Here is a 15,273-nt window from a genome sequence, read left to right on the forward strand (position 1 = left end):
AAAAGCAAAAGAGCAGAAGAAAGTATAAGTCATGTAATTTTTGTTTCATAAAATTTTTATTGTGAATTAGATTTTTTCAGTTCATTCTGGATTAACTGTAATACGTTTTCACATTCTTTAATCAATATTTGATCGGTTTTGATTAAAGATTTCCTTCCCTGATTATATGCTTTGACCCAAGAAACATAATAATGATCTGCAAACAGGGATTCGTAATCATTGGGTGTAAGCCCCACCCCTTCCACAAAATCGAAATTCTGTACGATATAATTGTCCCATTCGGCATCAACCTCATTGACCAAATCGTTGGTGGATAAAATAGACGGAATGGTGAATTCATAGAGTTTGATGATTTCTGCAGACAAATTCTTATTCGTAATTAAATCCAATCCATAGTCCTTATAAGCCTGAAATCCAATATTTGAAACAAACAGCTTTTGCTTTGTTATCCTCGCCAGATGAAAATGATTCCTTAAGGTATCTGAGTAGACTGTTTTATTTCCCAAGGCAAGAATAATTATTTCACTTGAACGACCCCATTCTTCAAGCAAGTTGATGTCATTCTGGAAAGTCTGTATGTTGATTTCGATATTCTTCGCCAAATCATGGAGGATGTTATCTTCTTTGATCCTATCCTTCCTCCATTCGTTCCAGGTGTTGATCTGCAAGGCAATCAAGATCCCAATGACAACAAGAATGATTTCACCGATGGCATATAGCAGATACTTGCTGAATTTGTTGTCATGAAGCAAGCTTTGGCGAATTTTTCTGAAGAATTTGATCATCGAATTTTAGCTCTTTACTATTTGGGGATATATGGCTTGGCTTGGATGAAGCGATATTTAGCCAAAATCAGGGAGTCTATTTGGTTAATATTTTCTTCAAGTCTTCGGTTAACATTGATCAGTTTGTTTGAAGCATCTATAAGATCTATCAGCAGATTAGCAAATTCCCTACTTTGAACCAGGTCATCAAATGAAGATCTAAAAGGAGATGGATGATGAGTGATAATCCATTGACCTTTCACACGGTTACCACGTGTAGCCGACCGATCCACGAAGCGATTCAGGAACGGTCGTAACTCCTGATCTGCGAAGCGGACATATGACTCCTCAGACTTTTTCAAATGCTCCATCTGATATTTAAACTCCGCAAGAGAGTTTCGAAGCAATTCGGAAGAAATTATTTCAAGATCACCAGAACTACCCAACACATCATAGACGGTAGTAGAAGTGCCTGACATCCAATTCAAAGTCAATTGATGGATATATATCGCCAATTTTTCATCAGCAGGAAGAATTGCTGGATTATTGATGATCATTAACAAACTATCCGCGCTCCCAATCACTGTCTCCCAGGTTCCAATGCCATTTTTAAAAAGAAATCTGTAAAGTTGAAATTCATCGGTAATGTCCTGATAAATGCGTCGTTCTTCTTTGGCGTTGAGTCTGTTTTGATTCCAATTATTAATCTGAAGTGCCAAAAGTATCCCAATTACCACCAGCAAAATTTCTCCAAAAGCATAAAGCAGGTACCGCTTTAGATTACCTTCAATTATCAACTTCTGCCGTATTTTTCTAAAGAATTTGATCATTCATTCATATATTAAATTTTAGATTAGCTTGGAAAGGCTTTAGCCTATTCGGAAAGTACATTCTCGATCGGCTCCGGTTCAAATAGCTTCTTCTTCATTTTATACTTAACCCACCACCAAGCGAATGCACCTGCGATAAATAGAATAATTCCTGCATTGAGGTAAACTTGTTTTGTCATGTCAGGAGAAGGAGAATTATTGAGAATCATATACACCATGCCGATGATACCTAGTATTTGTGGAAATGGATACCAGGGCGATTGGAACGGCCGTGAGATAGTTGGGTATTTTTTTCTAAGGACCATTAAATCAATATGAGCAATAATATAGGCAATTAGCCAAATAGTGCCTGCAGAAATCATTAAAGTTAAAATGATGTCTTGTTTACCGCTTAGCAGAAGAGTGGGAATTAAAATGATCGATGCCACAAATATAATCCCTACCCAAGGCGCTTGGGTTTTGGGGTGAATCTTCATAAAGATTTTAGGCATTTGATTATTATGCGCCATTCCAAACAACATCCTTGGCAGGGTTGCGATTACGGTATTGATGGTGCTGCAGGTGGCAGTGATTGCAAGCACGGCCATTATCAATTTACCTTTCTCACCAAACAACTCCAATACGAGAAGCCAATGTGGAATGTCGGATCCTGTCAACTCACCGGCAGGCACTGTCCTGTACCCTGCAAGTGCAATCAGAAAATAAATAACCATCAGGAATACTGCTGCCCATATCATCGAGCGAGGGATATTTTTCTTCGGATTTTTAGTTTCCTCTATCAAAGGACAAACGAATTCAAGCGCAAAAAAAGACCATAAAGCCAACATTGTAAGATTAAAGACATGAAAATCAAGATGACTAATTCCCTCAACAATTGAACTAATGGGAAGACCTCTTGGGTCGGAATGAGTCAGTCCAACAACTCCTATCACGACCATACTTGTCAACATCAAGTAAGACAATAAACTCTGCACTTTAGAAAATAAATCTACACCAATCAAATTGAGAATGGTAAACATTACCAAAACAATCACACCTGTAAAAACAAAACTGCCGGGATACAATACATCGAGAATTTGCTCCAACAAAAACAGCTCTGCAGGCAAGCCAAAAATAGCGGGTGCGAGGTATCCTGCTATACTAGCCACTATGGCCGGGAAATGGCCAATGGCGACCTCTGTGTAGGAGCTGATGCTGCCTGCCTTGGGCAGCAAGAGGGCTAATTCTGAATAGGTGAAAACGTAACAAAGCGTCAGCACAAAAGCGATGAGCATTGCCACAAAAAAGCTCGCCCCACCTATCCCAACACCCTGCAAAATGGAAACAAAAACAACCTGAGATACCACTACCCCGACAGCCACCGCAAATAATGAAGGCAAGCCTAAGGTTCTATTCAATTCTCCAGTATAAGTGGATTGACCCATCAATTTAGCCTAATGACATAAAACATGGCTCCACTATCTTTTGCTGAAATATATCCATCAATCGAATAGGGTTCTGTTGAGGTGGCGTCCTTTATTAAAGGGACTCTCTTTTTACTCCGATATGGGGAATAATGTACTCTTGTGCCATTTAATGCTTCACAAGCTGCTCCTGTCCACTGATTAGTCGCAGCAACAAGCATATATTGGCAGCCATGATGACGAAATGTCTCAGCTGATGCAGCTACCAATTCAAAAGTGTCCTCTTTGGGAAGGGCCGGTGACCGGGCAATTAAAAAATGTAAACCTACCTTTTGGTTTTCAAGAGCCATCCTAAACTCTTGATATTTCTCTTTTAAAGCTTCAACCGCCTCATGTTCCTGTGTAAAAATCAAATCAAAATTTGGGGTATAAACTTGGATTATTGCATCAATAAACGGATCTCCGTCTCTAAATGGCGCATCCTCGGATTTCATCACAGAATTGAATGCCCCTCCGATTAAGTTTTTATTCTCATCAAGAATTGCTAACGAAAAATCAACAGAATCAGCATTGATTTTAATGTTTTCAATTGGGTCGGATGGGTTGGTAAGCGTAAACAAACGGATAAACCAATAAAAGATATTCTCAGAAGTCCATTCCCCAAATCCTTCATTACCGAATGGGTCATGATGGAAGCTGTTCAGCAATTGTTCAGACATTAATGACGGAAGCTGTACATGCCTCACCATGGGTTCATTTTGGGCAAAAGACCTGGCTGTTATGCTTGCCAATTCCAATATCTGTTTATTCGTCAGCTTTGTTAGTTCTTCTGTTTTAAACTTATTGCTTCTATACTTCTTTATTTCTGTCCAATCTACAAGGGTTAAAAATAACGGAAGTTCGCACAGACCGTGGCTTTCTATATCATTTGCTTTTGGATAATGGCACCAGGGTAATTGTTGGGGAGAAAGGTTTCGATTCATAAATTAATTTAAAATTTTTCTTAGGTCTAACTATTTCAACTCTTCCGTTATCATTGCCATCAACTTATTGTTCTGCTCTATGGCAGTCATTCTCACTTCAATGGAAACGACCCTTGAATGTCGCCACCAGCTTAGAAAACCACGATAGTTTTGGGCATTTACAAGCTCATTGTAATCAAATGGAATTATTTTAAGGCTTTCAAATGCTTGATGTGGTACAGAAGGCATTGTTTCAAAAAGTGCTGTAACCATGGGCCACATGGTGTTGGCTACGTTGCCCTCTGAAATTCGTCCCGTTTCAGCAATCTCCTGATAATTGCCTTCATACAAATCGATGATTGCTTTTCTCAGTGCGGTAGATTTGATGATATCCAGTCCCTGCGACTTGAGTGATTCATATCCTGAGGATTTCTTGAGTGAACCAGGCCAATAGGCAACATTTAAAAAGTGAAAATCTAAACTGTCGTGATAGCCTTTTTTCATTTTTAGGTTTTCTAACACAATATCAATAGACTTAACTACAGCTTCTTCTTCTTTGATTTCTTGTAGGAACTGCGCATTGTTGTACTCTAGGTTTTCTGCTATTTCCCGCAATATCTCGTGGCTTTTTGCCAATTCTTTTCTGCCTTCGTTCCAATTATTGATTTGAAGCGCAATCAGAATTCCGATAACCACAAGCAGGATTTCTCCAAATGCATAAATGAGATATCTTTTCAGATTTCCCTCCTCTAATAGTTTCTGCCTAATTATTCTAAAGAATTTGATCATCAATTCTTGGTTTAAATTGAAACTAACTATTTCCTTTTTTTCAATTCATTTTCAATCAAAGCCATTGTAGATTCGGTTTGACCTAAAGCCTCAGATTTTAATTGGTAAGCTAGTTCCCTAAAGTGTTTTCTGTGCAAAAGCATGTTTTTATAACTTTCATCATTGAGCAAAGCTTCATATTCAACCGGCTTGAACCTTTTATCATCCAAAACCCTAAAATGCTTGTGCAATAAAGGAATCACTGCCGATGGCCAAAATTGATCCTCTATTCTTATGGTTTGAGATAACATGAAGGCGTAGGTAACGTCAAACAATTCTAAAATGGACTTTCTGATTTCATCATTTTCTACAATTCCAAATCCTTTGGATTTTATGGATTCAAACCCCGAAGTAGCTAAAACTATATCAGGAGAGTAAAAAGCAGCTCTAAAATAAGTGTCCAAAAAATCATCATAGGGTCGCCGATTGTCGAGGTGATCAACCACAAAATCTATTGATTCTATTGATTTGAGTTCCTTTTGCATATCACTTTTGAGACGGACAGCGTTGATTTCCAAGTTTTCGTTAACCTCAGTCAAGAGTTTGTGTTCGACAAATCGGTCTTTTTTTAACTCGTTCCAATTATTGACTTGAAGCGCAATTAAAATCCCAATGACCACGAGAACAATTTCACCAAAGGCATAGAGCAGGTATCTGCTGAGTTTGTTTTCAATAAGTAGACTTTGGCGAATTTTCCTGAAAAATTTTATCATTTGAAGTTGCTTATGTCTGACTAACTCTTTGAATTATGGATAGACCAAGTGTGCCTGTTGTAGTGACCGCAGCAGATCTCATGAAATCTCTACGGGCGATGGGGTTGGTATCTTTCATATATGTTATTGGTTTAAAAAACTCTCTAAGTTCTTAAGAACAAAAACTACTCGATTGTCGGGAATTAGCTATTCAGCCAAAATTTGCCAAAAGAATATACTATTGAGGGGGTGTATTTGAGTTGGATATATCCCGAAACAATTTCCATTTACCATCTTCTTTTTTCCAAAGGACAATGAACTTTTCTTCTGCTACAACCATGTCCCCTACATACACAATCACTTCACCTTCTTCTGCCAATAAATCTTCTGTACCAAAAACTTCTTTCGTTTTGAGGTCAACTTTTGTTACTCCTGAATTTAAAATTTGTGAAAAAGCGGTTTGGATATTTGTTCTGCCCACATCAGCAGGTTTTCCAGCAAACATTAATTTTGCATCTGTCGTGTACAAATTCGCTATCCCAACGGAATCACCTGCGGCTACCAATGCCATAAAATTCTTGTTAGCTTCTTCAATTTCAGCCTTAGCTTCCGCTAAATCAAATTCTGCTTCAGCCACAGGTTCTATCTTAGTTTCTGCTTTTTCAGTACAGCTCTGAAATCCAAGCGTCAAACCGCAAAGTGTGAGTACCACAATCATTTGATTCGATAGAATTGATAAATTTTTCATAAGTCTTTAATTTGTTTTGATGCTTACTACGGTCGGTTTTCGGCTTTCCCGTTTGTTATTTTAAATTTCTGGTCACTTTTTATATTTCCCATATACTCCTTGTCCTGGAAATACATTTGAAACGGTCTCGCCATTTTTCATCACAAAAATCCCATTGACCAACACATATTCAATCCCGGTTGAAAACTCCAAACCGCCTTCAAAGGTCGCTTTGTCTATGATGGTATTAGGATCAAAAACGGTGATGTCCGCATCGGCGCCAACTTGTATTCTCCCTTTGAACCGCATCATTGGAGCAATTCCTTCCAGTCGCTTTGCCGGAAGTAGGGTCATTTTTTCAATGGCTGTGTTTAAGTCGAGTACCTGATCTTCTCTGACATATTTGCCCAACACTCTTGAAAAAGTGCCTGCAGTGCGGGGATGCGCAAGTTTACTGTAGGGCATGCCATCCGATCCAATCAGCACTCCTGGTGCCGCAATTCCTTTTTGAATCCATTCGGGCTTCATCATGTGCATGATGAGAACACCGCCTTCATTTCGATATTTTTGGAAAGTTTCTTCGGTAAGTCTTTCTCCCGTGTCCACCCATTGTAAGTCACCATAGCTTATCCCCAATCTGTCTTGCCATCCAGCAGCAAACATCGCACTTTGAATAGTGGTAGATGCAGCTGTGTACGGATACAGTTCAGTGGTTATATCCATCCCTCTTTTCTGTGCATCACTCACCATATCTAGGCTTACTTGAATATTTCCAAGGGACATGCTATTAATATGGACAATGTGCAGGGATGCATTTGTCAGCGCTGCATTAGCTATCACTTCCTGTATCGAAATGATATTTGGTTCTCGGACATGTGAAAACAGCGGAGTTTTGAGTTCACTGGCCAGCCGAAATACCTGGTATAATTCATTAGGATTTGATTTTGGCAGATACCCAATGGGTGCTCCAATGCCAATGCCACCTTCTTCTAAAGCAGCTTTAATATTGTCAAGTGTTTTAGTAAGTTCTTCAGCGGTAAGTTGGTCGTTAGCGGCCGGAAGTATTGTGTTTGTAAGCTGCTCTATCGTGGATTCTCCACGGACACTTATTTGATATAGCTTGTCAACATTGGTTTGGTACTTTGATATGGATTTAAACCGCGCGTACGGCCAACAAACACTGGCTCCATAATTAATCAGTGCTTTTGATTTCCGTGTATAATACCACTCTTTCAGGTTTTCAATTCCCCATTCCAGCTCTAGAGCTGTAGTGACCCCATCGTGCAATTGGTATTCCTGTTCCACATTACTCCTACCGTGCACATGCAAATCAATAAACCCAGGGGCTACCACCATTCCACTGACATTGACGATTTCCTCTCCCTTCAAAGGCTCCGAACTGATTTGCGCAATGCGGTTGTTAATTATTCCTACATTTCTGATGGCATCGAGTTTTGTCTCAGGATCGATCACCCGGCCTCCTTGCAAGACAATTTCGTATAGGATGGCTGATTGGGCTGTTGATTCAAGCCAAAAGTTTAGGCTCAAAAAAAGGCAGAATAAGAGTTTAAGTGATTTGGAACTCATCATTGATTTCATTGAAAAGGATGCTTTTGAATAATTTCAAGCAACTGTACAATTGATTTTAAACTTTGAAGTTTTTGATAAAAAATTAACCTAAGTTTTGATTCTATTAATATAAAAAAATCGTTGCTGTAGCTGCACTTTTCTTAGACGAAACCCATGCATTTCTTTCCCAATGCACGGGTTTTCTTTTCGGAAGTAGATTTACAGTGAAGGAATGTAATTCCTGTGATTGGGTTCCTAGCCAATTATTGCCTGTTCTATTTTGTCAAAAAGTTTTTCTTCCGTTTCACATTCCAATAGATCTCATTTCTAGAGCTAGAAGTTACCACTTACTTACCGGTCAACCTCCATTGAAACCTTCGGCTCGTTGATTAGAATCGGTTTTCCAAATCCAAGCTTTTCAAGCCCTTCCAATTGTGTTTTGGCATCCCCTACTATCAACCAGACCATCTTATCTGGATTCAGGTAGTTACCTGCTAATTCTTGAATTCTTTCCACCGTCATCTCATTTACGATCATCTCCCTATCCTTGATATAATCAGCATCCCAACCATATTCGCTGATGTTTTCCAGCATATTGAGCTTGGCCCCTGCTGTTTCAAAGGCCCTCGCATTACTCTTGATCATAAAGCTCTGAGTGGTTGCCAGATCTTCGGGCGTATAGGTTTCCGAATAGTCGGAAAGAATATCCTTAACTAATTGGGCTGATTCATAAGTAACATTGCTGCGTACGCCACTACTGATACTAAAAGGCCCAGCTACTTTTCCTCCTGAGAAAAATGAGCTGATCCCATAAGTATATCCTTTGCCTTCCCGCAATTCCTGAGTAAGTCGGGAAGCAAAACCTCCCCCTCCCAATATGTAATTCATCACTACCGCAGGATAATAGTTAGGATCTGTGGAAGTCATTGCGGGATAGCCAAATTGTAGAATGGACTGTTTCGAATCAGGAATATCATAAAAATACACTGTTGCTGATTCAGGTCTTGCCGGTGGTTCATACGCAGGAATAGTCACCTCCTTACTTTCCCAAGCGTCAGTCAAGTCTTTTATTGATGCAAGAATGTCCGCTTTTCCTAAATCTCCTACCACATGCATTCGGGTGACAGATGGGGAAATATAGTTGTCATAGTAAGTCTTCAGATCCTCCATAGTAATTTCTTCCACAGAGGCAATACTGCCCAATATATTTTGAGCACGGATATTACCTTCTCCGTAGATCAGCTTGTTAAATTCATTTTGAGCCACCCTATTAGGGCTAGCTTCTAATTGAAGGATACGACTGATAGTAGCTTGTTTTGCTAAGTCAAACTCAACGGAGTCCCAGCGCGGTTCCAGGATGATTTCTTCGACCAAATCCATAACCGCATCGTAGTTTCTGCTCAAGGTGTTGACCGTAATGTTTGTGCTTTCAGTGCTGGCATATACATAGATAGAAGCCCCCAGTTGCTCTATTGCATCTTCGAGTTCGGCGGTAGTTTTGTTTTTAGTGCCTTTAGTAAGTAGCTGCGCCAAAAGATTAGCTACACCGACTTTTTTTGGTTCATCCAGCAGTTGCCCACCATCGATTACCATATTAAATTGAACTAGAGGCACTTCATCATTTTCTATTCCATATAGCTTCATTCCATTGGCAACTGATTCCTCCCACACTTCAGGGATTTTCACTTCAGGTGATTTTCCATACGGAGGTTCAACTGACCTGTCAAAGCTTGAAGGGGCTTTTTCATAACTGGCCTGAATCGAAGCATCAAAACTTTTTTCAGCACCTTGTACGATATGCTCTTCTACTACCTCGGCTTTCTCAGATCCTTTAAAGGCGGCAGTCAGATTTCCTTTGGGCACAAAGCTGGTAGCAATGTAATTTTTGCCTTTGAGGTATTGATTGTAAACTCGCATTACATCTTCGGTACTAACTGCCAAAACGTTTTGGATATCTTCATTGATAAAACCAGGGTCATGGGCAAATATATTGTACTGCGTCAGCTGAATGCCTTTTCCCAATACGCTGGAAAGTGCATTATAAAAACTTGTTTCTTGCCCAGCTTTAATTCGGGCCAGATCTTTTTCGGAAATACCTTCTTGTTCAAATTTCGCAAATGCTTCTTCGATTGCAGTTGCTACCTCATCTAAGTCTTTGTCTGCAAATGCACGAACAGACAATTCTAGTTGTCCTGCCAATTCAGACGTACTATTATACATGCTTATATTAGAAGTCAGCTTCTTACCATCAATCAACACCACATTAAGCGGAGCCTCTTTTCCGCTGGAAAGGTACGTTGCGAGCACATCCAGTGCATAGGAATCGCTGTGATACTGTTCTACCGTAGGCCAAGTCATCGTAAGCTCTGGAAGCCGTGCAAAGTTATCTTCATGATATAACTTCTTGATAGTATCAACTTTACCTGGTCTTGGTGTGAGTGGTGCTATAGGATCTCCGGCGGGAATTTCATCAAAATACTTGTTCACCCAGGCCTTAGCTTGTTCTGGATCGAAATCACCGGCAATGGTAAGTGTGACATTGTTGGGGACATACCAGCGTCTGAAAAACTCCTTCACATCTTCAAGCGTGGCGTTTTGGAGATCATCCAATGAACCGATCACTTGCCAATTGTAGGGGTGATCTTCAGGGTACAGATTTTTGTCAATCACATAGGAAGTATGCCCATACGGCTGGTTGTCTACTCCCTGTCGCTTTTCATTTTTTACCACCTGCTTTTCTTTGGCCAATACAGGATCGGTCACCGTATTGATAAACCAACCCAGCTTGTCAGCTTCTGCCCAAATCATTTTTTCCAAAGCATCATTGGGAACAGTTTGAAGGTAATTTGTCCGGTCACGACTGGTGGAACCATTGGCACCAGAACCTCCTATGCGAGCAGTCATTTTATCCAGACCACCTCTACCAAGGTTCTCAGATTCAAGAAATAAAAGGTGTTCGAAAAGATGTGCAAAGCCAGTTCGCCCCTCTTTTTCACGTGCCGAACCAACATGTGCTGTAAGTGATACTGCGACCACAGGATCCGACCGATCAATGTGAAAAATAACTTCTAATCCATTGTCTAATTTGAATTTTTCGAAGTCCACATTAAACTCCTGTGAAGTAGTTTCAACGGTATTATTGCAGCCCGCAGCTAGCATTACGAAGAGTATTAGGGAGGCAATTCTTTTAAACATTGGCGTATAGATTTCAGCCATCTAAATAAATGAATTATCTGTATGAAGCAATCAATCATTGATAGGAAGGCACAATCTTATTAGAGTGGAATTGGCTAATCAGATTGTTAACATCTTCTCCCTCAAACACCCAAGCTAACCCTACTCTCTGAATACAAATCGTATACGGCAATTAGCGCTTCGGAACCTTTGGCATCCGGATACAACTCATAATTTCCTATTTCCTCACGGCTTTCCACAAATACAGGAGTATACTTTTCGTCATACACATTCCAGACAATCAGTAAAAAATGATACCTGATTTTACTTGATCTGCCCTCTTCCAACCAGGATTCAAAAATTTCTTCGTTGATAGATTTGGGATAATCAGGTCCTTCAAACATGGGGGTATGTACTTAATTTGCTCAGGGAAATATATGGCTAAATTCAAAAAACCAAAAATGGGCTTTTGCAGACTTGAATCCCATTTTATTCTGATGTTTATGCTATCAGATCTAAAACTTTCATCAAGCCAAGTTTTACTTGGTCGAGTTCATTCTGAGAAAGTATACCCAGCTTTTTTACAAATCGTTCCTTTGATATGGATTTTACCTGAAAACAATCTGCCAAGCTAACTTTTGTCAAGCCATTACTGTCCGTTGGCGAAAGTTTAATGTGCCAGTCTTTAATCACTTTGCCTGCGTCCGTGATGGGAACAACTACTTTCAACTGAAGAATCCCCATACTATCATGATTCACAATTAATGCAGGTCTTTTTTTATCAATTTCCTGCCCGATTTTGGGTGCGAAATCAACCAACCATACCTCACCCTGCCTCATTCTTCGATTATATCTAAGTCAATATCAGAAAAATCATTTTCAGCTTTTTTGTAATAAGCAATGGTATCTGGTTCGTTAGCTTGAGATTCTATTCTCTTGTAGATCTCAGATTTATATTGACGTAACTCATCAACTGATTTCTGGAAGCTAGTTACTTTTTGAGCTGACCTAATCAATATTCCTTCTTCCTTTTCCTCTAAAATCACTTCGTTTAAATCGTATTTTTTAATTAATTCTGCAGGAATAATCAGCGCCTTACTATTACCAAGTTTAGTGAGTGTCTTTACCATGACCAAATATATCAGAATGTACTAACAATGTTATGACAAATTAGAAATTTTATTTGTATTTTAAGATATTTATCAATTCTATAACTCCTCCTATTAAGATTACCTTTTTCTAACCCTAATAGTGAAAGCATTACTAGGGTTCATTACCAGAAGTTGATTGATTTCACTTTCAGTAAAACCATTCTCTAGTAAAGCAGGAATAAGAGAATTAGGTATTGCATCAAAGGGTCTAATCTCACCTCCTCTTGGAAAACCATTTCCATCATGAGACAGTAATACTTTTTCTAAAAGCTTTTGGGATTTGAAGCTTTTCAACATTTCTAAATAAGATGAAATATTACTTTTATTGACATCATCTAATGATATCCATGCCCCTTGAGTAGCAATCTCTACTAAGTAAGCTACATCGGAGGATTGACTTGCATGCACCCATATCCAGGCAGAAAGATCTACATTATGTTTATGCAATAAATTAAGTTGAGCTTCTACGGCTTTCGGGTTATCACCAGTATGAACAGCTATCGTTAATCCCGTGGCTAGATGAGTAAGAATTCCTGCTTCAAAAAGCTTTAAATCTACTTCACTTGGTTCCCCTACATCAAATGCTAATTTGATGAATCCCGGTTTAATTCCGGATCCACTTATTCCATCTTCATATTCATTGATCCATAGCTGGGCCAGCTCAGTTAAGCTAGCTGAATATGCAAATTCTGGTACATATTTATCTGCCGCAGCGCCATAGAATCCTGTATTAGTTATGATTTTAATACCTGAAGCCTCCGAGATGGTTTTCAACAAATCCACTCGTCTTCCGAAATGTGCAGTAGTACAATCAACTATTGTCTCTACTCCACTTTCTTTGAGATTTTTTAGATAAGGAATGATTTGTTGGAATAGTTTGTCTTCGTCGTAAGATTCAGCATCACTAGGTTCTGCACCGAAATTTGACATGATGTGCTCATGAATGAGTGTAAACCCAAGATCTTCAGGTGATATAGCTCCAGAAACAGTTTCTATTTTTGGCTGAATTGACTGACCATGACTTTTTAATACTACCAGCGAGCTTAGAAGTACCAAAACAAATATGATCTGAAATGTTAACCTTGCCATACCTTAAATCTACCAAATCTTAATTCTTTCCTCCTCGGTTTTGAAATTTTGATCACCGGGCTGAATATTAAAGGCTGTATAAAATGGTTCAAAATTCATTAGTGGACCATTGACACGCCAAACGGCTGGAGAATGCGAATTGGTGTTGACATAAGTTCGCAAAAACTCATCACGGGTTTTTACTCTCCAAATTCTGGCTATGGATAAGCAAAAACGCTGATCTGGAGTGAAACCGTCAATTTTGGTTGTATCCTGACCTTGTTCAGTCATCTTGAAGGCATCGTAGGCTATATAAATCCCTCCGTTATCAGCGGTGTTTTCACCAATGGTCATGGCACCTTTCACATGCACCGAATCCAATATGGTGAAGCTGTCATAGCGATCAATCAACTGCTGAGTTTTACCCTTAAATTTCTCATAATCAGCATCTGTCCACCAGTTTTTTACATTTCCATCTTTGTCATACTGGGCTCCCTGATCATCAAAAGCATGAGTCAACTCATGTCCGATCACCATGCCGATTCCTCCGTAATTAATTGCATCATCAGCATAGAGATCAAAATAAGGATATTGCAAGATACCTGCTGGGAATACGATTTCATTGAGCGATGGATTGTAGTAGGCTGTGACCGTAGAGGGCGTTGTCCCCCACTCTAGTTTGTTTGGTTCCTTGCCAAACTTGTCCAATTGATACCTGCTTTGATCTTGCCGTAATGCCAGCATATTTTCAAAGTACTTGCTTCTTTCAATAGTGACGTCATATTCTCTCCATTCATCCGGATAGCCTATTTTCTTGGTGATTGCATAGAGCTTTTCCTTCGCCTGAGTCTTGGTACTGTCACTCATCCAGTCCAAGTTATTGATGCGGTTTTCAAAAGCTTTTTGAAGGTTATTCACCAGATCAAGTACTCGCTTCTTTGCATCTTCGTTGAAGTATCGCTTTACATACAACTGTCCAAGAGCAAAGCCCAGTTGCCTATCGACTTTCTGCACCATCTGCTGCGCTCTGGTCAATTGGATAGCTTGTCCTGAAATCACCTTTTCATAGGCAAATGAAGCATCCTCAAAAGGCTTGCTCAGCACCTCCGCATAGGACGAAAGTGTGTGGGCTTTGACATAAGTTTTCCAGTCTGAAAGGGGAACTGTTGTAAGCAATTTATTCAATGCTTCGTAGTATGCAGGCTGTCGGATATCGACAGAATCGGCATCTAGACCTAACTGGCTCAGAACAACTGACAAGCTAATACTGGGCTCGCTTTGATCCAACTCCGCCAATGCAATTTTATGGTAGTTTTCCTTTACTATTCTTCGCTCTATGCGTGTTTTATGAAATTCTGCAAGCTTTTTTTCAATGTCATAAACAGTCTCAGCATCTTTTTTTGCAGTTGCGGATTCAGTTCCTGTCAATTCAAAAAGGGTCTCCAAGTAATCCAAATAAGCTTGCTGAATAGCCAATGTGGATGAATCTGTTTTGAAGTAGTAATCCCGGTCTGGCAATCCCAATCCTGTCTGGCTAAAGTGAGCAATGTTGATCTTGCTGTTTTCCGCATCAGGTGAGATACTCAGGCCCAAAATGGTTTGGTTGTCTGACTTGATTTCATCAGTAACGAAATTCATCATAGAAGGAATATCCTTGATCGCCTCAATCCTTGCTAGGATAGGTTTGATAGGATCAAATCCACGTTGGTTGATAGCTACTGTATCCATACCTGAGGCATAGAAATCCCCCACCTTTTGATCTATACTTCCTGAGATGTGCTCACCTGCTGAGACCTCATCTAAAATATTTTGAAGCAGCATTTTTTGAGGAATGTTCAAAAATGAATACGATCCCACACCTGATTGATCATCAGCGATCTTTGCCGTATCATACCAAATCCCATTGACGTACCTAAAAAAATTGTCTCCTGGCTTAATGGCGGTATCTATTTCCTTTAATTCAACAAATTTGCGTTGAGGATTTACCTTTTCCGTATTGTCTTGATGCCTGCAAGAAACCGAAAGAATTAAAAGAGCGAAAAGTATATTTTTCATGTCTTCTGTACAATTTCTTAAAAAGGTAAAAGAATTTTATAAGTACCAAA

General features: G+C 39.5%; 14 protein-coding genes. All 14 read right to left on the bottom strand.

Annotated features, from left to right (window positions below; genetic code table 11):
• Positions 1-56 precede the first annotated feature (56 nt).
• A complete protein-coding gene (locus tag SYJ56_RS02695) occupies positions 57-785 on the bottom strand; it encodes a hypothetical protein (protein WP_323832092.1) in 729 nt (242 codons plus the stop codon).
• A gap of 17 nt (positions 786-802) precedes the next feature.
• A complete protein-coding gene (locus SYJ56_RS02700; protein ID WP_323832093.1) occupies positions 803-1,594 on the bottom strand; it encodes a hypothetical protein in 792 nt (263 codons plus the stop codon).
• A gap of 44 nt (positions 1,595-1,638) precedes the next feature.
• Positions 1,639-3,018, bottom strand: a complete 1,380-nt coding sequence (locus tag SYJ56_RS02705) for an APC family permease (protein WP_323832094.1) — start codon at positions 3,016-3,018, stop codon at positions 1,639-1,641.
• Entirely contained in the window at positions 3,018-3,980 is a 963-nt protein-coding gene (locus SYJ56_RS02710) for a hypothetical protein (RefSeq protein ID WP_323832095.1), read from the bottom strand. The genes SYJ56_RS02705 and SYJ56_RS02710 overlap by 1 nt, the downstream gene beginning before the upstream one ends.
• A 30-nt stretch (positions 3,981-4,010) precedes the next feature.
• Positions 4,011-4,748: a DUF6090 family protein gene (locus SYJ56_RS02715; protein WP_323832096.1), complete on the bottom strand. Its 738-nt coding sequence runs from the start codon at positions 4,746-4,748 to the stop codon at positions 4,011-4,013.
• Positions 4,749-4,774: 26 nt separating this feature from the next.
• Complete coding sequence (locus SYJ56_RS02720; RefSeq protein WP_323832097.1) at positions 4,775-5,500, bottom strand: DUF6090 family protein; 726 nt, start codon at positions 5,498-5,500, stop codon at positions 4,775-4,777.
• 217 nt (positions 5,501-5,717) lie between these two features.
• Positions 5,718-6,227: a YybH family protein gene (locus SYJ56_RS02725; RefSeq protein WP_323832098.1), complete on the bottom strand. Its 510-nt coding sequence runs from the start codon at positions 6,225-6,227 to the stop codon at positions 5,718-5,720.
• 72 nt (positions 6,228-6,299) lie between these two features.
• The gene (locus SYJ56_RS02730; protein WP_323832099.1) at positions 6,300-7,754 is read right to left on the bottom strand and encodes an amidohydrolase family protein; all 1,455 of its coding nucleotides are present in this window, start codon (positions 7,752-7,754) and stop codon (positions 6,300-6,302) included.
• 372 nt (positions 7,755-8,126) lie between these two features.
• Complete coding sequence (locus tag SYJ56_RS02735) at positions 8,127-10,970, bottom strand: M16 family metallopeptidase (protein ID WP_323832100.1); 2,844 nt, start codon at positions 10,968-10,970, stop codon at positions 8,127-8,129.
• Positions 10,971-11,092: 122 nt separating this feature from the next.
• The gene (locus SYJ56_RS02740; protein ID WP_323832101.1) at positions 11,093-11,353 is read right to left on the bottom strand and encodes a hypothetical protein; all 261 of its coding nucleotides are present in this window, start codon (positions 11,351-11,353) and stop codon (positions 11,093-11,095) included.
• Between the two features lie 97 nt (positions 11,354-11,450).
• The gene (locus SYJ56_RS02745) at positions 11,451-11,789 is read right to left on the bottom strand and encodes a type II toxin-antitoxin system PemK/MazF family toxin (protein WP_323832102.1); all 339 of its coding nucleotides are present in this window, start codon (positions 11,787-11,789) and stop codon (positions 11,451-11,453) included.
• On the bottom strand, positions 11,786-12,079 hold the full coding sequence (locus SYJ56_RS02750) for an AbrB/MazE/SpoVT family DNA-binding domain-containing protein (RefSeq protein WP_323832103.1): 294 nt from the start codon (positions 12,077-12,079) through the stop codon (positions 11,786-11,788). Before SYJ56_RS02750 ends, SYJ56_RS02745 begins: the two co-directional genes overlap by 4 nt.
• Positions 12,080-12,178: 99 nt before the next feature.
• On the bottom strand, positions 12,179-13,189 hold the full coding sequence (locus SYJ56_RS02755) for a phosphotriesterase family protein (protein WP_323832104.1): 1,011 nt from the start codon (positions 13,187-13,189) through the stop codon (positions 12,179-12,181).
• 9 nt (positions 13,190-13,198) lie between these two features.
• A complete protein-coding gene (locus tag SYJ56_RS02760; RefSeq protein ID WP_323832105.1) occupies positions 13,199-15,223 on the bottom strand; it encodes a M13 family metallopeptidase in 2,025 nt (674 codons plus the stop codon).
• Between the last annotated feature and the right edge of the window lie 50 nt (positions 15,224-15,273).

This window comes from Algoriphagus aurantiacus (assembly GCF_035156405.1).
Lineage (GTDB): Bacteria > Bacteroidota > Bacteroidia > Cytophagales > Cyclobacteriaceae > Algoriphagus > Algoriphagus aurantiacus.

What these genes read in the sequence shown, in the direction of transcription:
- SYJ56_RS02755 (WP_323832104.1), bottom strand. Translation starts at nt 13,189, where the DNA reads ATGGCAAGGTTAACATTTCAGATCATATTTGTTTTGGTACTTCTAAGC.
- SYJ56_RS02750 (WP_323832103.1), bottom strand. Translation starts at nt 12,079, where the DNA reads ATGGTAAAGACACTCACTAAACTTGGTAATAGTAAGGCGCTGATTATT.
- SYJ56_RS02760 (WP_323832105.1), bottom strand. Translation starts at nt 15,223, where the DNA reads ATGAAAAATATACTTTTCGCTCTTTTAATTCTTTCGGTTTCTTGCAGG.
- SYJ56_RS02720 (WP_323832097.1), bottom strand. Translation starts at nt 5,500, where the DNA reads ATGATAAAATTTTTCAGGAAAATTCGCCAAAGTCTACTTATTGAAAAC.
- SYJ56_RS02695 (WP_323832092.1), bottom strand. Translation starts at nt 785, where the DNA reads ATGATCAAATTCTTCAGAAAAATTCGCCAAAGCTTGCTTCATGACAAC.
- SYJ56_RS02740 (WP_323832101.1), bottom strand. Translation starts at nt 11,353, where the DNA reads ATGTTTGAAGGACCTGATTATCCCAAATCTATCAACGAAGAAATTTTT.
- SYJ56_RS02705 (WP_323832094.1), bottom strand. Translation starts at nt 3,018, where the DNA reads ATGGGTCAATCCACTTATACTGGAGAATTGAATAGAACCTTAGGCTTG.
- SYJ56_RS02735 (WP_323832100.1), bottom strand. Translation starts at nt 10,970, where the DNA reads ATGTTTAAAAGAATTGCCTCCCTAATACTCTTCGTAATGCTAGCTGCG.
- SYJ56_RS02715 (WP_323832096.1), bottom strand. Translation starts at nt 4,748, where the DNA reads ATGATCAAATTCTTTAGAATAATTAGGCAGAAACTATTAGAGGAGGGA.
- SYJ56_RS02745 (WP_323832102.1), bottom strand. Translation starts at nt 11,789, where the DNA reads ATGAGGCAGGGTGAGGTATGGTTGGTTGATTTCGCACCCAAAATCGGG.
- SYJ56_RS02700 (WP_323832093.1), bottom strand. Translation starts at nt 1,594, where the DNA reads ATGATCAAATTCTTTAGAAAAATACGGCAGAAGTTGATAATTGAAGGT.
- SYJ56_RS02710 (WP_323832095.1), bottom strand. Translation starts at nt 3,980, where the DNA reads ATGAATCGAAACCTTTCTCCCCAACAATTACCCTGGTGCCATTATCCA.
- SYJ56_RS02725 (WP_323832098.1), bottom strand. Translation starts at nt 6,227, where the DNA reads ATGAAAAATTTATCAATTCTATCGAATCAAATGATTGTGGTACTCACA.